This is a genomic window from Pseudomonas sp. TE3644 (genome assembly GCF_056278815.1).
The window spans coordinates 5708903-5726877 of record NZ_JBWBQF010000001.1 but is presented as its reverse complement, the minus strand read 5'-3'; the positions used below and the strand labels follow the sequence as shown (position 1 = coordinate 5726877).

The window sequence follows — 17975 nt, the reverse complement described above, 5'->3', positions numbered from 1 at the left end:
CAGGTAGTGTGTACATACAAGTTTCAAGGCGACCTCCCAGCCAGTCTGCGTGTGCGCTGGCGCCAAGGTCGCTGACCAGCCCGGTGGCCGTGAGGCACTGCCGGGCTGATGGCGCAGATTCTGCGAATGGCCTGTCGGACAATCGCACGTCGAAGAGTGGGATGCTCACTCTTGGCGGCGCGTCACGTTTTGCGTTGATACCAAGGGCAACTCAAGCGAAAACCAGTGGATCATCTTCATTCGCGGGCTCCCTGCATGGGCCAGAGGGTACTGGCGGGGTGACTATGCCGCACTGGGGCAACGACTGTCCAGTCAAGCACAATAGACAGCACGTTGCCCGATGTTCGCATAAAATTTGTGACTAACTTGTGTAAAACGGTCATTCGGGCCGGAATTGCACCGGCCTGAGGGCTTATGGCGTGCGTTGGCTGTCGGCAACGGCGATTTTTTGCAGGAAGCCGGCTGTGTCGATCTCGCCGATCACCTTGGCGGCGTCAATTTCGTCGCCGTTGGCAGCAAAGAACATCAGGGCAGGGGGGCCGAACAGCTTGTAGCGGTCCAGCAGCGCACGTTGCTCGGCGTTGCTGTCGGTGACGTCAAAGCGGATTTGCTGGTAGCCGGCCAGGCGCGTCTTGATCTCGGGGTGGGTCAGCACTTCGTGTTCGATCACCTTGCAGCTGATGCACCAGTCGGCGTACCAGTCCAGTACCAGCGGCTTGCCGGCCTGTTTCGCCGCAGCCAGGGCCTGGTCCAGTTGTGCCGGCGTGGTGATGGTTTGCCAGGTGCTGGCGGTTTCAGCTGTGGCGGCGGCAGTGGCTGGCGCAGGCAATGGGCGCATCGGATCGCCCTGGCCACTGAGCGCGCCGTACCAGCAAGCCAGGCCGTAGACCACCAACAGCAGGCCCAGCAACTGCGCCAGACGCCGGCGGGGAGCTTTGGAGGTGAACTCCAGGGCACCCAAAAACAGGCCCACACCCACCGCCAGCAACCCGACCAGCAGCAAGGTGACCGGGCCCGGCAGGACGCGGCTGAGCAGGCCGATGGCAAGCCCCAGCAGCAGGACCCCAATGGCGTTCTTGACCACTACCAGCCACGGGCCGCTTTTCGGCAGCCAGGTCACGCCACCGATGGCCACGGCCATCAACGGGATGCCCATGCCCAGGCCCAGGGCGAACAGCTTCAACGCACCGCCCAGGGCGTCGCCCGTGGTGCTGATGTACAGCAGCGCCCCGGCCAGGGGCGCGGAAACGCAAGGCGACACCAGCAGGCTGGACAGCACGCCCATCACCGCGGCGCCCCACAGCGAACCGCCCTGGGTGTTGCCGGCGATGCGGTCCAGCCGATGGGTCAGCGCGGCGGGCAGCTTGAGCTCGAACAGGCCGAACATCGACACCGCGAACAGCACGAAGAACAGCGCAAAGGGCCCCAGTACCCAGGCCGACTGCAGGCGTGCCTGCAGATTGAGGCTGGCACCGAACAGGCCCATCAGCGCGCCGAGGATGGCAAAGCACAGGGCCATGGGCAGCACGTAGGCCAAGGCCAGGGTGTAGCGGCGCAGGCGGCTGGTCTGCCCGCGCATTACCACCGCCGACAGAATCGGCAGCATGGGCAACACGCACGGCGTGAAGGTCAGGCCGATGCCGCCCAGCAAATACAGCAGCAGGTCCTTCCAGTCCCAGCCTTTGGCGGGTGCTGTGCCTGCCGTGACCTGGGCTTGCGCGGCGCCGCCATCGATCGCCAGTTTTTCGGTTTCCGGCGGGTAGCACAGGCCTTTGTCGGCGCAGCCCTGGTAGGTTACGGCCAAGGTAAACGGGCGGGTGTCCTTGGGATCGCGGGGCAGGGTGATCTCGACAATGCCGTGGTACACCTCGACGTCGCCGAAGTACTCGTCGTGCTTTTTCTCACCATCGGGAATTTGCGGTGCGCCGAGTTTGATGTCTGCCGGGGTGGGCTTGAACTGGAAACGATGGCGGTACAGGTAATAGCCATCGGTGGCGACGAACTGCAGGACAATGGCTTCAGGCGTGGTTTTGCTGACGTTGAGCTGGAAGGCCTGATGAACGGGCAGGAAATCACTGCTGTTGTTCAGCGCGCTGCCCAGGGTGGCGCTGGGGCGGCTGTCCAGCAGGCCAGCACTGAAAGCGGGCAGGGACAGCACCAGTAAAAAGAGGCAAAGCAGGCGGCGCATGGCAATCTCGCAAAGCAAAAGTCTGCGCATCATAGCCCAGCGGGCCCGGGCATGCAGGTGACAGGGTTGTAACCCGATCTTGCCAGCCCCGGTAGCCGCTGCCGCCAGGCTGCGCTGGCCTGGGCGAACACTGGAGATCTTTGCTGCCGCACAGGGCCAGCGCAGCCTGGCGGCAGCGGCTACGGATCGACAGTCTGCACGCGGTTGCGGCCGCCACCCTTGGCGCGGTACAGCGCTGCATCCGCCTGGGCCGCCATGCTCAAACTGTCACTGGCTTCACCCATCTGCACCACGCCGGCGCTGAAGGTGCAGCACAGGTCCAGCGGCTGCGCGGGATAGTGAATTTCGGCAAAGCGCTCGCGGATTTCATCCAGTACAGCATGCGCGGCCGCAAGGTCGGTGTCGGGCATGACGATGGCGAATTCCTCGCCGCCGTAACGACCAATGAAATCGGTCTTGCGCAGCCGTTGCTTGAGGAATAGCGCCAGGCTCTTGATGACCCGGTCGCCCATGGGGTGGCCGTGGCTGTCGTTGACCTTCTTGAAATGATCGATGTCCAGCATGGCGAAGCTCAGCGGCTTGCCTTCGCGGCGCGCACGGAAGGCACAGTCTTCCAGCAACTGCAGGATATGAGTGTGGTTGTACAGCCCCGTCAGGCTGTCGCGCACCATGCGCGACTTGAGGCTGCGCGCCCGTGAGGCGCGGTTGCGCACGGTGGTGATCAAGTGCCGCGAGCGAATGGGCTTGGTCAGGAAGTCGTCGCCGCCTTCGCTCATGGCATCCAGCTGCTTGTCCAGGTCATCCTCGGCCGACAGATAGATGATCGGCACGCTGACGTAGCGGTCGTTGTGGCGAATCACCTTGGCAAGCTCGGTGCCCGTGCAGGCGGGCATGTACATGTCGAGGATGATCAGATCGGGCTGGAAATCGGCCAGGTCGGCCATGGCGCCGATCGGGTCGGTCAGGGTACGGGTGACGATGCCCGCGCCGTTGAGCAAACGCTCTGTGTACATGGCCTGGGCCCGTGAGTCGTCGATGATCAGCACCCGGAACGGTTCGTACTGGGCGACGCAGGTCAGGTTCTCGATTTTTTCCAGCAGGCTGGACGCTTCCAGTGCCCCGGTAAGAAACTCCTGGCCACCGGCGCGCACGGCGGCCAGGCGGGTAGGGGTATCGGTTTCGTGCAGGCTGAAGAACAGCAGCGGCAGCTTCGGGTCCTGGCCGTCCTGGGCCCTGGCCGCCAATTGCAGGCCAAGCCCGCAGCCACCGAAGTCGACGTCCATGACAATGGCCGCCGGCTGGCATTCCTGCATCGAGGCCAGGAAGGCTGGCACGCTGTCCAGCGCCTGGGCATGCAGGCCGAAAAACTCCAACTGCATGGCCAGGCGTTCGCCTCGCTCGCTGTCTTGCAGCAGCACGTACACAGGTTTGCGCAGGGGCGGCAGCGGGGTGAGTTCGAGTTCGTCGCCATGGCGCAGGCCGGTGCGCGAAAGGCGCTGCATCAGGCGGTTGAGTTCGTTGATCAGCTCGCTGCTCAGGCGTGCGCGATTGTCTTCGACCGCCAGCAGTACCTGGTTGAGGTGGCGGGCGATATCGGTGTGGTCGGGTTGCTCGAAACGCTCGGCAAAGCGCAGCAGCCGCAGATTGGCCTCGTTGAGTTCCTGCAGATCTTCGTTGGACCACTCGCTGCGGTGCAGCCGCTGCCAAATCTCCAGAATCTGGCGGGCCTGATGAACCACGCGCTGGGCAAAGTGATGCTTTAGGCGCTCTCGGCTGGGGTCGTCTGCTTCGGTCATGGACTGACTACTTGTTGGGGGCGCTGCGACTCGATAGTGGCTCTATGCTAGCACTACTTTCCTTTCACGCGACGCTCATCCGGGAAATAACCTTTTACTTTGTGTATTCATTTAATGACTGGTCAGTCGCTTAACCCAATGGCGCTGCTTCCTTTATAGTGAGTACAGGATCGCCAACCCCGCTGGCACGATGCGCAGGGCGTGCGGTCGAATTTTTTGAATTCAGTGATCGAAAGGAATATAGCCATGCTGGACTGGAAGAACCGCACAGGCAAAGGCGAACCGCGCAAGCCCGCCGATAGCCAGGGGCCTACCAAGGCTGCGCCGCGCAGTTATCTGGGCGGCCTGCTGGTGAGCCGCGCCCTGCTGACCGTGGTGTGTCTGTACCTGGTGGTCACTGGGTTGCTGGGCTGGTACTGGAGCGAGGAGCCGGCCCTCTTCCCGGTGCAGCAGCACGCTCAGGAAGCGGCGGCCGCTGAAGGCCACAAGATGGTCGTCGGCTACACCACCGTGGAAACCCTGAAGACCGTCGCCGGTACCCTGCTGCACAAGCCGGGTGGCTATATTTCCAACGATCGCTTCCCGCCAGGCCTGTGGATGGACAACATGCCCAGCTGGGAGTACGGCGTGCTGGTACAGGTGCGTGACCTGTCCCGGGCCATGCGCAAGGACTTCGCCCGGTCGCAATCGCAGTCGGCGGAAGACGCGGACCTGGTCCGCGCCGAGCCCAAGTTCAACTTCGACAACAAGAGCTGGATCTGGCCCTCCAGCGAATCCGAGTTCCAGGATGGCATCAATTCCCTGAGCCGCTACCAGGCCCGGCTGTCCGACCCCAACCAGACCGGCGCGCTGTTCTACCCGCGTGCCGATAACCTCAACAACTGGCTGGGCGATGTGGCCACGCGCCTGGGCTCGCTGTCCCAGCGCCTGTCGGCCAGCGTAGGCCGGGTGAAACTGAATACCACCTCCAAGACCGAAACCATTGTGCCGGGCCAGGCGCCGCAGCTTGATGAGGAAATCGTCGAAACCCCCTGGATGCAGATCGACAACGTGTTCTACGAAGCGCGCGGCCAGGCCTGGGCGCTGTCGCATATGCTGCGCGCCATCGAGGTCGACTTCGCCGACGTGCTGGCCAAGAAGAACGCCACGGTCAGCGTGCGCCAGATCATCCGCGAGCTGGAAGCCTCGCAGGAGCCTGTCTGGAGCCCGATGATCCTCAATGGCAGCGGCTTCGGCATCCTGGCCAACCACTCGCTGGTCATGGCCAACTACATCTCCAGGGCCAACGCGGCGGTCATCGACCTGCGTCAACTGTTGTCCCAGGGGTGATGGATGTCGTACTCCGATAAAGAAGCGGCGCACCGCGCCGCGTCCGACGCCGAGGCCATCGTCTGGGTCGATGAGGAGGACAACCTGCTGGGCGCCTTGCCGCGCCGGGAGATACGCGAGCGCGGCCTGATTGGCCGCGCCACCTTCATCCTGCTGTTCAATTCGGCCGGTGAACTGTGCGTGCACCGGCGCACCCTGAGCAAGGCCGTGTACCCGGGTTATTGGGACGTGGCGGCAGGCGGCATGGTGAGTGCGGGTGAAAGCTACGTCGACTCGGCGGCGCGGGAGTTGAGCGAAGAGCTGGGGGTGTCGGGCGTGCCGTTGACGCCCCATGGCCAGTTCTTTTTCGACCAGCCGGACAATCGGATCTGGTGCGCGGTGTTTTCCGCGGTCTGGGATGGGCCGCTGAATGTGCAGCCTGAAGAGGTGATGGAAGCGAATTTCATCCCGGTGGCGCAGGCGTTGGCGGACAGTCGTACGCGCCCCTATTGCCCTGACTCGTTGGCAGCGTTGCAGCGAGTCGTGACCCCGTAGCGATCGTGTAGCCGCTGCCGCCAGGCTGCGCTGGCCTGTGTGAGCCCTGAAGATCTTCAGCGGGGCACAGGGCCAGCGCAGCCTGGCGGCAGCGGCTACAGCTGTTCAGGGCACCAGGCGTCGCGAATCCTGTGGAAAATGGCGCGTTTTGGCACTTAGCAATCCTTGCATTTGCCGTTACACTGCGCGACCTTTTCAAGCTGTCGCCATCCCCATGGCTTCAGTAGCGCTGCCCCTGCCTGAGTGGGGCTTCGCGGTCGGAACCCGCCCTGTGCGCCGGCCAGTTTTTTCGTCCTCACAAGAGGATTGCCAGTGGCCAAAAAAGCCGCATCCTTCGCCGCACTCGGCGGCCTGGTGTTCTCCACCGATGCAGGTCGGCATTGCCCGGACTGTCGTCAACCCGTAGATGCCTGCACCTGCAAGCAGAACGTCATCCCCGAAGGTGACGGGATTGCCCGTGTGCGTCGTGAAAGCAAGGGCCGGGGCGGCAAGACGGTGACCACCATCACCGGCATCCCGCTGGCGCCAGACGACCTCAAGGAACTGGCCACCACCCTCAAGCGTCGCTGCGGTACTGGCGGGGCGCTGAAGGACGGTGTCATCGAGATCCAGGGCGACCACGTCGAGCTGCTGCTCGCCGAACTGGTCAAACAGGGTTTCAAGGCCAGGAAGTCCGGCGGCTGATCAGCCCCACGCGTTTCCATTTCTAAACTTGACGTGGCCGGCAGGGTCTACCCTGCACTGGCAGGTAATCGTCATCTTCGCTTATTACACTGCACCGGCCGAATTACCGGTGGATTCTGACTATTTATAGGGGACTTCAATGTCCGTACGACGCACACGCAAAGACGATGGCAGCCAATGGACAGTTGCGGACAGCCGCAGCGTTTATGGGATACGCCATTGGGGGGCCGGTTATTTCGCGATCAACGAGGCCGGGCGCGTGGAAGTGCGTCCCAATGGGCCGAAAAGCGCGCCCATCGACCTCTTCGAACAGGTAGACGAGCTGCGCAAGAGCGGCCTGTCGCTGCCCTTGCTGGTGCGCTTCCCCGATATCCTGCAAGACCGCGTGCGCCAGCTGACCGGTGCCTTCGATGCCAACATCGAGCGCCTGGAATACCAGAGCAAGTACACCGCGCTGTACCCGATCAAGGTTAACCAGCAGGAAGCGGTGGTGGAAAACATCATCGCCACCCAGGATGTGTCCATTGGCCTTGAAGCCGGCTCCAAGCCTGAGCTGCTGGCCGTGCTGGCCCTGGCGCCCAAAGGCGGCACCATCGTCTGCAACGGTTACAAGGACCGCGAATTCATTCGCCTGGCGCTGATGGGCCAGAAGCTGGGCCACAACGTCTTCATCGTCATCGAGAAAGAGTCGGAAGTGGCGCTGGTGATCGAAGAAGCCGCCGAGCTCAAGGTCAAGCCGCAAGTGGGCCTGCGCGTACGTTTGTCGTCGCTGGCGTCCAGCAAATGGGCCGATACCGGTGGCGAGAAGTCCAAGTTCGGTCTGTCGGCTGCCCAGCTGCTCTCGGTGGTAGAGCGCTTCCGCGCCGCGGGCCTGGACGATGGCATCCGCCTGCTGCACTTCCACATGGGCTCGCAGATTGCCAACCTGGCCGATTACCAGCACGGTTTCAAGGAAGCTATCCGCTACTACGGCGAACTGCGCTCCCTGGGCCTGCCGGTGGATCACATCGACGTGGGCGGCGGCCTGGGCGTGGACTACGACGGTACCCACTCGCGCAACGCCAGCTCCATCAACTACGACATGGACGACTACGCCGGTGTGGTAGTGGGCATGCTCAAGGAATTCTGCGACGCCCAGGGCCTGCCGCACCCGCATATCTTCTCCGAGAGCGGTCGCTCGCTGACCGCCCACCACGCCATGCTGGTGGTACAGGTCACCGACGTCGAGAAGCACAACGACGAAGTGCCGGAAATCCAGGACAAGGAAAGCCTGCCCGAGACCGTGCAGTGGCTGGTTGACCTGCTGGGCCCGACCGACATCGAAATGGTCACCGAGACCTACTGGCGCGCCACCCACTACATGAGCGACGTGGCCACCCAGTACGCCGATGGCAAGATCACCCTGGCGCAGAAGGCCCTGGCCGAACAGTGCTACTTCGCCGTGTGCCGCCGCCTGCACAACTCGCTGAAGGCGCGTCAGCGTTCGCACCGCATGGTGCTGGACGAACTCAACGACAAGCTGGCCGACAAGTACATCTGCAACTTCTCGGTGTTCCAGAGCCTGCCTGACACCTGGGCCATTGGCCAGGTACTGCCGATCCTGCCGCTGCACCGCCTGGACGAAGAGCCCATGCGCCGCGCCGTGCTGCAGGACCTGACCTGCGACAGCGACGGCAAGATCAAGCAGTACGTCGACGAGCAGAGCATCGAGACCAGCCTGCCGGTGCACTCGGTGAACGAGGGCGAGGACTACCTGCTGGGCATCTTCCTGGTGGGCGCCTACCAGGAGATCCTGGGTGACATGCACAACCTGTTCGGTGACACCGACTCGGTGAACATCTACCAGAACGCCGACGGCAGCGTGTACAGCGCAGGCATCGAGACCCACGACACCATCGAAGACATGCTGCGCTACGTGCACTTGTCGCCCGAGGAGTTGATGAACCACTACCGCGACAAGGTGGCCAGCGCCAAGATCAGCCCGCGTGAGCGTACCCAGTACCTGGACGCACTGCGCCTGGGCCTGACCCGTTCTTCGTACTTGTCGTCGTAAGCCGATGAAGGGGCTGCTGGCAGTGCTGGGCGGCCTGATCATGGCTGCGTTGGCGGCCTGCTCGCCCCTGAAGGTGGTCGACCGCCTCACGCCCACGGACAGCTACAAGCTGACCGCGGGCGTGGCCTACGGCGGCGACCCGCGCCAGCAGCTGGATATCTACCAGCCCCTGAAACCACTGCCGGATCACCCGGTGGTGGTTTTTTTCTATGGGGGCACCTGGAACAGTGGCTCGCGCCAGCAATACCGCTTTGTCGGCGAGGCGCTGGCGTCGCGGGGCATTTTGACGGTGGTGGCTGACTACCGGCTTTATCCACAGGTGCGCTACCCGGATTTTCTCAAGGACAACGCTGCGGCAGTGGCGTGGACCTACCGGCACATCGGCGACTATGGCGGCAACCTCAAGCGCTTCTTTGTGATGGGGCACAGTTCGGGGGCCTACAACGCCGCGATGCTGGCGCTGGACCCGCGCTGGTTGCAGGCCGAAGGGTTAACGCCCGCTATTCTGCATGGCTGGATCGGTCTGGCCGGACCGTATGACTTCCTGCCGATCGTAAACCCTGAGGCCAAGCCGGTGTTCTTCTCGCCGCACGAGCCGCCGGACTCACAACCGATCAACCACCTGAGCGCCGCCGCGCCGCCAGCCTTGCTGATTGCGGCCAACCACGACAACCTGGTCAACCCCCGGCGCAATACCTGGCAGTTGGCGACCCGCCTGCGCGAGCAGGGTGTGCCGGTGCAGGACTTCTACTATAACCGCATCAACCACGTGACCCTGGTGGGCAGTTTGGCCAAGCCGCTGCGCTGGATGGCGCCGGTGCTGCCCGACATCGTCAGCTTTGTGTCTGTTCCCTGATTCACTCGATACCCAACTGGCCTCATCGCGAGCAAGCTTTGCTCCCACAGTGTAATGCCGACTCCGGTGCAGGATTCAACACCGTGGGAGCAAAGCTTGCTCGCGATGAGGCCAGCCCTGCCTGTGAAGAATTCAGCTCAGTTGAACCAACCATCGCGCCGCTGCAATCGCCACCCCACCACCCCCAACGTCACCGCCCGCAGCGCCATGAACAGCAGAAAACTTATCCACAACCCATGGTTGCCCCAGCCCATCGTTACCACCCCCACCGGCACCATCAACACCACGCTCAGCAACATCGCATTGCGCATCTCCCGCGCCCGTGTGGCACCAATGAACAGCCCATCCAGCAAGTAACTCCACACCGCAATCAACGGCAGCACCGCCAGATAAGGCAGGTAGATATCCGCCGTCTCGCGCACGCTGGGGATAGTGGTCTGCGCCGCAATGAACAGGTGCCCACCCAACAGAAACACCAGTGCAAATGCCACGCTAGCCAACAACGACCAGCCGCAGGCAACGGTCATCGACCGGCGCAGTTCGTCGCGCTTGCCCGCACCAATGGCATGCCCGCACAGGGCTTCCACCGCATGGGCCAGCCCATCCAGGGCGTAGGCCGTCACCATCAAGCCGTTGAGCAACAGGGCATTGGCCGCCACGGTCGCATCCCCGAGGCGGGTGCCCTGCACGGTGATCAGGAAAAACACCAGCTGCAGCGCCAGGCTGCGCAGGAAGATGTCGCGGTTCACCACCAGCATCGGCCTCCAGTTCTGCCACACCTTCAACGCCGCCCAGGCGACCTGGCCGGGGTAGGCGCGCAGGGCGGGGCGGGTCAGGGCCAGGCCGATCGCCACCGACAGCCATTCCGACAGCACCGAAGCCCAGGCCGAGCCGATCACGCCCCAGCCCAGGCCCAGCACAAACCACAGGTTGAGCACGATGTTGGTGAGGTTGGTCACCAGCAGGATCGCCAGCGGCGCGCGGGCGTTCTGGGTGCCCAGGAACCAGCCCACCAGCGCATAGCTGGCCAGCGCCCCGGGCAGGCCCAGCAGGCGTACCTGGAAGAAGGCGCGGGTGCTTTGTTCAAGCTCGGGCGAGGGCTGCATCAGCCCCAGAGCCAGATGGCTGAAGGGCAGGGCCAGCGCCCACAACAGCAGCGAAAACAGCATCGCCAGCATCAGCCCCTGGGCCAACACCTGGCGCAGCCCGGCACCGTCATTACGGCCGGCGGCCTGGGCAGCGAAGCCGGTGGCGCCCATGCGCAAAAAGCCCATGGCCCAGGCCAGGAAACCGTACAGGCTGGCCCCCACGGCCACGGCGCCCAGCTGATGGGCGTGGGGCAGGTGGCCGATGACGGTGCTGTCTACCAGCGCCACCAGCGGTACGGAAATATTGGAAAGGATCATCGGCGCGGCCAGTGCCCACACCCGGCGATGGGTGGGGCGGTCGCGCCAGTCGGTCAACAACATACTCATGGAGGCTCCTCGCGGGGCCGCCATCCTACCGCAAGCCTGTCAGTGAATGATCCAGCTGAGCAGCCATAGCCCCAGAATCAGCCAGATCACCCCGAGGAAAATCGACGCGCGCATGAAGGCCCGCAGGGCTGAATACAGGAACATCAGGCCAATCACCAGGGCGATGATGCTCACCAGCGAGGCATCCATCCCCAGGGTGCGTGACAACCCATCGACAAAATTGCCGCCCGCGTGGGCCAGCAGATTGAACAGCCAGCCGAGGCTGTCCACCACAAAACGAATGATCGCCCCCAGCGCCTGGCCGAGCCATTCGAAAAAACCTTCTGCGTGCATGTGAGCTTCCCGATCGATTACCGGCCTGCTGCCGGCCAGAGCCTTGGGCACGGCCGATTGCGCCGAGTTCCCCATCCACATCGTACTCGTATCCACTGTAGCCGCTGCCGCCAGGCTGCGCTGGCCTGCAGATGCACCGGAGATCTCCAGTGGGGCTCAGGTCCAGCGCAGCCTGGCGGCAGCGGCTACGGAGGGAGTCGGGGATCAGTGGCCGACCAGATGGATCTTGGGTTCGGGGAACAGATTGTTCAGGGTTTCCAGCAGTCGCACGTGGTAGATGGGCTTGCGGAACAGGTCCAGCACCTGCAGGCGCAGCATGTCGCTGACGTCCTCCATGTCGGCGTGGCCCGAGGTGACGATCACTGGCAAGTGCTGGCGCGAAGTGTGTTCGCGCAGCCGCCGGATCAGCGACATGCCGCTTTCCTCCGGCATGCGCAGGTCGGTGATGACGAGGGCAATGTCGGGGTTGCGGGTGAGGTGGTGCAGGGCGAGCTTGACCGAGGTGGCGGTGAAGCAGGTGAAGCCCTCGCCTTCGAGCAGCTCGGCCAGTTCCAGCAGGGCGTCCTCTTCGTCGTCCACGAGAAGCAGTTGTTGGCGTGGGGTGGGGGAGGGACTCATAGGGAATACCTGATGCCGATTGAAATCATGAGTGAAGGCCGTTAACCGTTACCTTTATGCAGGGTCAGTGTAGAGCACTAGAGGGCATCCCGAATGCTGGTAAACATTACGGTGACTTTTGCCGCAATTGGCCCGCTGAAGGCGACGAGAGCAACTGCCACCATGGTTGCAATAATTGCATACTCGATACCTGACGCACCGTCGGTACGCTTCAGGAAACGAGTGATAGCTTGCTTGGCTTTATTCAGGGACATAATGGATTCTCCTTGGCGCCATGGCGCTGATGCTCCCGGTACAACGTGATTCCCCTCTACAGCAGCATCGACAACTCCCCGCCCCCCAGCAACTGTAAGAAAGCATTATCACTAAAGTGATAGTCGCCTCGAGTCCGTCAATAACCCGTTGTTTTTTCAGCCCGCCAACGTTTGCGCATATTTTGTTCCAGCCAGTAATGGCGTTTCGTCCTAGCTCAACTACCTTGAAATAGCGAAATGGTTTCACGTACTTAACACCTGCACTGGCCAGACTTCGGAAGGCTGACGGTTATCAAGCATAGGGAGGCGCGCAGATGAGCAGTCGATTGACCATGATCCTGGCGGGCCTTTTCCTGGTAGGCGCGCTGGTGGCGGGCTATTGGGGCATTGTCCTCAGCAAGCCTGCCGCGCCGCCTCCTGCACCTGTGCCAACGGAGCCTGTGGCGAATAGCGAGCCTGCTCCGACTGCGCCGCCGCCCCCGGACCTGCTGCAGTCGGTGGTGGTGCTGGTTCACGACATCAACCCCAACACCCCCTTGGTCGCGGCTGACGTGGCCGTGGAAAAGGTGCGTATCGCCCCGCCCGGCAGCTTTTCCAACCTGGACCAGGCCATCGGTCGCAGCACCTGGCGCAGCCTGCCGGCGGGTACCTGGCTCAACGATGAAGCGTTCAGCGCAGGTGGGCCGTTAGCACGCATGATTCACCCTGACGAGCGCGCCCTGGCAGTGGCGGTGGATGAAGTCATCGGTGCCGCTGGTCAATTGAGCCCGGGCGACTACGTGGATGTGATGCTGTACTTGCGGCAAGACCAGAGCAACCCGCTGGCTTCGGCCCAGGTGGTGGTGCCGGCCGTGCGCGTGCTGAGCATCGGCGATCAGCTAGGGCTGGCCAACGACGGCCATCCTGCCGTGCCGGGGGCCAGCAATGACGACAAGAATCACCGCAGCGCCCGCACGGTTGTGCTGGCGGTGCCTCAGGAACTGGTCAGCCGCCTGATGCTGGGGGCACAGGCGGGTACCTTGCGCCTGGCAGTGCGCAGCGCCGACGAGAACCGCCTGGCCCGTTACTGGGCAGGTGACAAGGACGCAGCAAAGACGGTGGAAGCCACCAATCGCGAGCTGCTGCAGTTCAACAAGTTGGCCATGAGTAATGGGGCATTGCCCGGCCTGGCGCAGGGCACGGCCCCGGCCCGACGGGAAATGGAAGTGATTCGCGGAAACGAGAAATCCGAAAAGACGCCCTGAATGACAGCAAGGATGCCCGAATGAGCAGTCGTACCGTGCCGGTTTTCCAGCGAATGATCCACAGCGTGCTGTTGGCGGGCATGTGTGTGCCTGCCGTGCAGGCGGCGCCTGCAGGGTGCGTGCAATTGCCTGCGCTGCCCGGCGTGATGGAAGTGACCCAGGGTTTGCAGAGTGAAGTGCACAGCCCTGTGACCATTACCCGGGTGGCCATTGGCGAGCCCAAGATTGCCGACGTGCACCCGGCCGGTGACAACGGCTTCGTGGTGACCGGCGTCGCCCAGGGCACCACCAGCCTCACGGTATGGACTTCATGCTCCACCGTTCCGCGTCAGAGCATGGTGTTTGTGCGCGGTGCCGCCACCGCTGGCATGGACCCACGCGGCGGCCCGCCGGCCACCGACCCGGACCTGCCCAGCCAGGTGCAGACCGACATCCGCTTTGTCGAAGTCAGCCGTACCAAACTCAAGCAGGCAAGCACTTCCATCGTCGGCAATAGCTCCAATTTCCTGTTCGGTTCGCCCGGTACCCTCAGCGGCACCGTGTCCCCAGGAGCGATCGGCAGCGTCGCAGGGGCGGCCACGTTGGCCAGCGGTACCTTCAATATCGCCTTTGGTGGAGGGAAACTACTGGGCCTGATCAACGCCCTGGAGAGCAGTGGCTTCGCCTACACCCTGGCGCGCCCCAGCCTGGTGGCCTTGAACGGGCAGAGCGCAAGTTTTCTCGCCGGCGGCGAAGTGCCGATCCCGGTGCCCAGTTCCGGCAGCAACAACATTTCCATCGAATACAAGCAGTTCGGCATCCGCCTGACCCTCACCCCAACGGTGGTCAGCGGCGACCGCATCACCCTCAAGGTGGCGCCCGAGGTCAGCGAGCTGGATTACTCCGGCGGCCTGACCATCCAGGGCACCACGGTGCCGGCGCTCAACGTGCGCCGCACCGATACCAGCGTGTCGCTGGCCGACGGCGAAAGCTTCGTGATCAGCGGCCTGATCAGCAACAAGACGATCTCGGCAGTGGACAAGTTTCCCGGGCTGGGCGACATCCCGATCCTGGGTGCCTTCTTCCGCAGTTCCTCCATCAGCCGCGAAGAGAAGGAGCTGCTGATGGTGGTGACGCCGCACCTGGTCCGGCCACTGGCAGCGGACGCCCAGCTACCGAACCTGCCGGGCGAAAAAATGCGCAATTACGACCCCAACTGGTACCGCATGTACTTTCTGGATAACGGCAAATACGACCGCATGAGTGGGTTGTCCCAATGAGCCAGAGCCTGAGTCAGACCTTCCTCGCCATCACCCGCAACGACGGTGACCTGGAATGGTTGCAGGGCGCCCTGGCGCCCTTGGGGCAAGTGGTGGGGGCAGCCGGTGACAGCCTCGATGAATTGCTGGCGCTGGTGGACGTGACCTTCGCCAGCCTGGTGTTCATTGGCCTGGACCGCGACCAGGTGGGCAACCAGTGCGCGCTGATCGAAGGTGCCCTGGAAGCCAAGCCAATGCTGGCAGTAGTGGCGCTGGGCGACGGCATGGATAACCAGCTGGTGCTCAATGCCATGCGCGCTGGCGCCCGCGACTTCGTCGCCTATGGCTCGCGCTCCAGCGAAGTAGCCGGCCTGGTGCGGCGCCTCAGCAAGCGCCTGCCACCCACCGCGCCCAACCCCAACCTGGGGGCGTTGACCGTGTTGTATGGCGCCCAGTCCGACGGTGACGGCGCGTTGCTGGCGGCGCACCTTGGGCTGGTGGTGCACCGCAGCAAGCAGCACACGTTGCTGCTGGACCTGGGGCTGCCCCGAGGCTCCAGCCTGGCCATGCTCAATCTGGAAGCCACCTTCCACTTCGGCGATGCCCTGCGCAACCTGCGCCGCCTGGACGGCACCATGATCGACAGTGCGTTTCCGCGCTCGCCCTCGGGCATGAGCATTCTGGCCTACAGCGAAAAGGACGAGCCGCTGTCCGAGACCAGTGCTGCCGAGCTGTACATGCTGCTCAGCGCGCTGCGCCAGCACTTCCAGCACATCGTCGTGAACCTGATGGGGCAGCCAGACAGTGAAGCGGTGCGCACCTTCGTCAGCCATTGCGACAAGCTGCTGTGGTACACCGACCAGAGCGTGGTGGAGTGTCGTCGTAACCTGGCCGTGCTCAACCTGTGGCGCGAAAAAGGCATGAAGCTGCAGCACGCCAGGCTGCTGGTGGACCGCTACCTGCGCTCCGTGGTGCCCGACTCCGACGCCCTGGGTAAAAGCTACGGCCTGCCGGTGTTGTCGGTGCTGCCGTTCAGCCCCGAAGTGCGCATGAACGCCAAGAACCAGGGCGTCAGCCTGTTCGAGCTGGCCCCCCGCGAAACACTCACCAATGGCCTCAAGGCCTTGGGCGAGCGCCTGGCCAAACGCTCGGAAAGCGTCAGGCCCCAGGCCTCGGGCTGGTTCAACCGCCTCTGGAGTAACAAGGAATGAGCGAAAAACTGTTCGGAGGCCCGCGTGGGCAAAGCTCGAGTGCAGATCCCCAGGGCCTGAAACTGGTGCTGCACCGCTTCATCATCGATGCCATCGAAGAGTCCGGGAAAAACCTGCTGGAAGGCTCGCGCGCCTCACTCGCGCAATTTGTCATGGACAAGGTCGGCGACTATATCGCCCGTCGGCACTTGGCTGTGTCACGCTATGAAATGGAGCGCCTGGGCGAGGAGTTGGTCGACGAGCTGACCGGTTTCGGCCCGCTGGAGGTGTTGCTGCGCGACACCAGCGTCACTGAAATCCTGGTCAACGGCCCGCATCGGGTATTCGTTGAACGTCAGGGCGTGCTGCACCACACCGACCTGCGCTTCATCGATTCGCACCACGTGGAGCGGGTGATGCAACGCATCCTTGCGCCCCTGGGCCGGCGCCTGGACGAATCCTCGCCCATGGTGGATGCGCGCTTGCCCGACGGCAGCCGGGTCAATGCCATCATCCCGCCGATTGCCCTGGACGGGCCGTGCCTGTCGATTCGTAAATTTCGCAAGGACATGCTCAAGAGCGCCGACCTGATGGCCACGCAAACCATCGATCAGGCCATCTACGACTTCATCCAGGAAGCCGTGGGCAAGCGCTGCAATATCCTGGTCAGTGGCGGTACCGGCACGGGCAAGACCACCATGCTCAATATCCTCAGCCAGTTGATCAGCCCCCATGAGCGCTTGGTGACTATCGAGGACGTGGCCGAGTTGCAACTGGAGCACCCCCACGTGGTGCGCCTGGAAACCCGGCCGCCCAATGCCGAGGGGCACGGCGAGGTGAAGTCCTCCGATTTGATTCGCAACGCCCTGCGGATGCGCCCAGACCGCATCATCCTGGGGGAGATCCGTGGCGTTGAGGTATTGGACGTACTGACGGCGATGAACACCGGTCACGATGGCTCCATGAGCACCGTGCACGCCAACAATGCCCAGGACGCGCTGCTGCGCCTGGAAACCCTGGTGGGGCTGACGGGGCGTACGGTTGCCGAGAAAACCCTGCGGCAGATGATCTGCGCGGCGCTGGACGTGGTGATCCAGCTGACCCGCCGGCCCGATGGCCGCCGTTGCGTGAGTGAGGTGGTGGAAGTGGTGGGCGTGCGTGACGATGTCTACGTGACCAATACGCTGTTCCGCCTGGACCGCCAGACCGGCTATGGCTTCGTGCGCGAAGCCATCAACCCGGCGGGCCAGAAGCTGCGCCGCGACACCATCAGTCACTCGCACTGAGCCGGGGCCAGCATGATCGCGGCAATCGTGATGGGCGTGCTGAGCGCGGGACTGCTTGGCCTGTCCGTGCGGTTCTTCTTCGCCGGGCTGCGCCGTACAGGCGACAAGCGTGTGCTGGAACGTCTGGGCCAAGGCCAGGCGGCCACGCCCAGCGAACGCCCGCTGATGCGTTGGCTGGAACGCTGGTTCTTGCGTGCAGGCCTGGGGCGCCCCAATGATCGCGTGGGGATTTTCCTGGCGGTCTGGGCGTTCATCGTGCTGCTGGGCGCACTGAGCGGCAGCTGGTTCGGGTTTATGCTGGCGCTGCTACTGCCGCCCCTGGGGCTGCGACTGTACGTGAGTTGGCTGTACCGCCGCCGGGTGCAGCGCATGATCCAGCAGCTGCCGTCGATGCTGGATTACACCGTGCGCAGCCTCAAGTCGGGACGCACCCTGGCCGACGCGGTGCTGGGCGCGATGGACGCCAGCAGCGACCCGCTGCGCGAGGCCATGGTGCGGGTGGATCGCAACGTGCGGCTGGGTGTCAGTTTGGACGAGGCGGTGGAGGATTTTGCCGAGTTGTACGAGCGCGACGAATTTCGTCTGTTTGCCCTGGGCCTGCGCATCAATCAGCGCTTCGGCGGCAACGCCAGCGAGCTGCTGGAAAACCTGATCAAGCTGATCCGTGAACGGGAGCAGGCAGCACGGCAACTGGCGGCCATGACCGGCGAGACACGCATGACCGCCATGGTGCTGGCGGGGCTGCCGACGGCGGTAGCGGGCTACTTCCTGGTCACCAATCCCACTTACTTGACCCGTATGTGGTACGACCCCAGTGGCCAGTACATGCTGATGGCGGCCATCGGCTTGCAGATCGTGGGATGCCTGGCGCTGTGGCGCATGTTGAGGAGTATCTGA

The 17975-nt window shown here is 63.5% G+C and carries 16 protein-coding genes; 10 read left to right on the top strand and 6 right to left on the bottom strand.

Annotated elements, in window-relative coordinates; genetic code table 11:
- Window positions 1-412 precede the first annotated feature (412 nt).
- Together dsbD and ACZ9GA_RS25340 are read right to left on the bottom strand one after the other, a co-directional pair.
- On the bottom strand, window positions 413-2188 hold the full coding sequence (dsbD, locus tag ACZ9GA_RS25345) for a protein-disulfide reductase DsbD (RefSeq protein ID WP_457359950.1): 1776 nt from the start codon (window positions 2186-2188) through the stop codon (window positions 413-415).
- 179 nt (window positions 2189-2367) lie between these two features.
- Window positions 2368-3984, bottom strand: coding sequence for a diguanylate cyclase (locus tag ACZ9GA_RS25340; protein ID WP_457359951.1), 1617 nt, complete (start codon window positions 3982-3984; stop codon window positions 2368-2370).
- Between the two features lie 246 nt (window positions 3985-4230).
- On the opposite strand from ACZ9GA_RS25340, the gene ACZ9GA_RS25335 reads away from it, so the two are divergent.
- The 5 genes from ACZ9GA_RS25335 to ACZ9GA_RS25315 all read left to right on the top strand — a co-directional run bounded on the left by ACZ9GA_RS25335 (window position 4231) and on the right by ACZ9GA_RS25315 (window position 9440).
- On the top strand, window positions 4231-5313 hold the full coding sequence (locus ACZ9GA_RS25335) for a DUF2333 family protein (RefSeq protein ID WP_457359953.1): 1083 nt from the start codon (window positions 4231-4233) through the stop codon (window positions 5311-5313).
- A 3-nt stretch (window positions 5314-5316) separates the two neighbouring features.
- A complete protein-coding gene (locus ACZ9GA_RS25330; RefSeq protein WP_476227063.1) occupies window positions 5317-5847 on the top strand; it encodes an NUDIX hydrolase in 531 nt (176 codons plus the stop codon).
- 312 nt (window positions 5848-6159) lie between these two features.
- Window positions 6160-6531 carry a translation initiation factor Sui1 gene (locus tag ACZ9GA_RS25325; RefSeq protein WP_457359955.1) on the top strand — a complete coding sequence of 124 codons (372 nt, stop codon included), beginning with the start codon at window positions 6160-6162 and terminating at the stop codon, window positions 6529-6531.
- Between the two features lie 139 nt (window positions 6532-6670).
- On the top strand, window positions 6671-8584 hold the full coding sequence (speA, locus tag ACZ9GA_RS25320) for an arginine decarboxylase (protein WP_457359957.1): 1914 nt from the start codon (window positions 6671-6673) through the stop codon (window positions 8582-8584).
- Window positions 8585-8588: 4 nt separating this feature from the next.
- Window positions 8589-9440: an alpha/beta hydrolase gene (locus ACZ9GA_RS25315; RefSeq protein ID WP_457359959.1), complete on the top strand. Its 852-nt coding sequence runs from the start codon at window positions 8589-8591 to the stop codon at window positions 9438-9440.
- Between the two features lie 137 nt (window positions 9441-9577).
- Here ACZ9GA_RS25315 and ACZ9GA_RS25310 read toward each other — a convergent pair whose 3' ends face one another.
- From ACZ9GA_RS25310 to ACZ9GA_RS25295, 4 genes are all read right to left on the bottom strand, one after another.
- Window positions 9578-10915: an MATE family efflux transporter gene (locus ACZ9GA_RS25310; protein ID WP_457359960.1), complete on the bottom strand. Its 1338-nt coding sequence runs from the start codon at window positions 10913-10915 to the stop codon at window positions 9578-9580.
- A 39-nt stretch (window positions 10916-10954) separates the two neighbouring features.
- Window positions 10955-11248: a hypothetical protein gene (locus tag ACZ9GA_RS25305; protein WP_457359962.1), complete on the bottom strand. Its 294-nt coding sequence runs from the start codon at window positions 11246-11248 to the stop codon at window positions 10955-10957.
- A gap of 204 nt (window positions 11249-11452) precedes the next feature.
- Window positions 11453-11866, bottom strand: a complete 414-nt coding sequence (locus ACZ9GA_RS25300; protein WP_027979629.1) for a response regulator — start codon at window positions 11864-11866, stop codon at window positions 11453-11455.
- A gap of 77 nt (window positions 11867-11943) precedes the next feature.
- The gene (locus tag ACZ9GA_RS25295) at window positions 11944-12120 is read right to left on the bottom strand and encodes a Flp family type IVb pilin (protein WP_457359964.1); all 177 of its coding nucleotides are present in this window, start codon (window positions 12118-12120) and stop codon (window positions 11944-11946) included.
- A 314-nt stretch (window positions 12121-12434) separates the two neighbouring features.
- On the opposite strand from ACZ9GA_RS25295, the gene cpaB reads away from it, so the two are divergent.
- Genes cpaB through ACZ9GA_RS25270 form a run of 5 tightly spaced genes read left to right on the top strand, consistent with a single transcriptional unit; the run spans window position 12435 to window position 17975 of the window.
- Window positions 12435-13364: a Flp pilus assembly protein CpaB gene (cpaB, locus tag ACZ9GA_RS25290; protein ID WP_457359966.1), complete on the top strand. Its 930-nt coding sequence runs from the start codon at window positions 12435-12437 to the stop codon at window positions 13362-13364.
- Window positions 13365-13384: 20 nt separating this feature from the next.
- Window positions 13385-14623 carry a type II and III secretion system protein family protein gene (locus ACZ9GA_RS25285; RefSeq protein ID WP_457359968.1) on the top strand — a complete coding sequence of 413 codons (1239 nt, stop codon included), beginning with the start codon at window positions 13385-13387 and terminating at the stop codon, window positions 14621-14623.
- Window positions 14620-15813 (top strand): CpaE/TadZ family protein, encoded by a 1194-nt coding sequence (locus ACZ9GA_RS25280; protein ID WP_457359969.1) that lies wholly within the window; start codon window positions 14620-14622, stop codon window positions 15811-15813. Before ACZ9GA_RS25285 ends, ACZ9GA_RS25280 begins: the two co-directional genes overlap by 4 nt.
- Complete coding sequence (locus ACZ9GA_RS25275) at window positions 15810-17078, top strand: TadA family conjugal transfer-associated ATPase (protein ID WP_457359971.1); 1269 nt, start codon at window positions 15810-15812, stop codon at window positions 17076-17078. The genes ACZ9GA_RS25280 and ACZ9GA_RS25275 overlap by 4 nt, the downstream gene beginning before the upstream one ends.
- Window positions 17079-17090: 12 nt before the next feature.
- Complete coding sequence (locus tag ACZ9GA_RS25270; protein WP_457359973.1) at window positions 17091-17975, top strand: type II secretion system F family protein; 885 nt, start codon at window positions 17091-17093, stop codon at window positions 17973-17975.

Bases quoted from the DNA above. Each gene is read 5' to 3' on its own strand.
- ACZ9GA_RS25315 (WP_457359959.1), top strand. From the start codon at position 8,589: ATGAAGGGGCTGCTGGCAGTGCTGGGCGGCCTGATCATGGCTGCGTTG.
- ACZ9GA_RS25295 (WP_457359964.1), bottom strand. From the start codon at position 12,120: ATGTCCCTGAATAAAGCCAAGCAAGCTATCACTCGTTTCCTGAAGCGT.
- ACZ9GA_RS25310 (WP_457359960.1), bottom strand. From the start codon at position 10,915: ATGAGTATGTTGTTGACCGACTGGCGCGACCGCCCCACCCATCGCCGG.
- ACZ9GA_RS25305 (WP_457359962.1), bottom strand. From the start codon at position 11,248: ATGCACGCAGAAGGTTTTTTCGAATGGCTCGGCCAGGCGCTGGGGGCG.
- ACZ9GA_RS25335 (WP_457359953.1), top strand. From the start codon at position 4,231: ATGCTGGACTGGAAGAACCGCACAGGCAAAGGCGAACCGCGCAAGCCC.
- speA (WP_457359957.1), top strand. From the start codon at position 6,671: ATGTCCGTACGACGCACACGCAAAGACGATGGCAGCCAATGGACAGTT.
- ACZ9GA_RS25270 (WP_457359973.1), top strand. From the start codon at position 17,091: ATGATCGCGGCAATCGTGATGGGCGTGCTGAGCGCGGGACTGCTTGGC.
- ACZ9GA_RS25330 (WP_476227063.1), top strand. From the start codon at position 5,317: ATGTCGTACTCCGATAAAGAAGCGGCGCACCGCGCCGCGTCCGACGCC.
- ACZ9GA_RS25280 (WP_457359969.1), top strand. From the start codon at position 14,620: ATGAGCCAGAGCCTGAGTCAGACCTTCCTCGCCATCACCCGCAACGAC.
- dsbD (WP_457359950.1), bottom strand. From the start codon at position 2,188: ATGCGCCGCCTGCTTTGCCTCTTTTTACTGGTGCTGTCCCTGCCCGCT.
- cpaB (WP_457359966.1), top strand. From the start codon at position 12,435: ATGAGCAGTCGATTGACCATGATCCTGGCGGGCCTTTTCCTGGTAGGC.
- ACZ9GA_RS25300 (WP_027979629.1), bottom strand. From the start codon at position 11,866: ATGAGTCCCTCCCCCACCCCACGCCAACAACTGCTTCTCGTGGACGAC.
- ACZ9GA_RS25285 (WP_457359968.1), top strand. From the start codon at position 13,385: ATGAGCAGTCGTACCGTGCCGGTTTTCCAGCGAATGATCCACAGCGTG.
- ACZ9GA_RS25275 (WP_457359971.1), top strand. From the start codon at position 15,810: ATGAGCGAAAAACTGTTCGGAGGCCCGCGTGGGCAAAGCTCGAGTGCA.
- ACZ9GA_RS25340 (WP_457359951.1), bottom strand. From the start codon at position 3,984: ATGACCGAAGCAGACGACCCCAGCCGAGAGCGCCTAAAGCATCACTTT.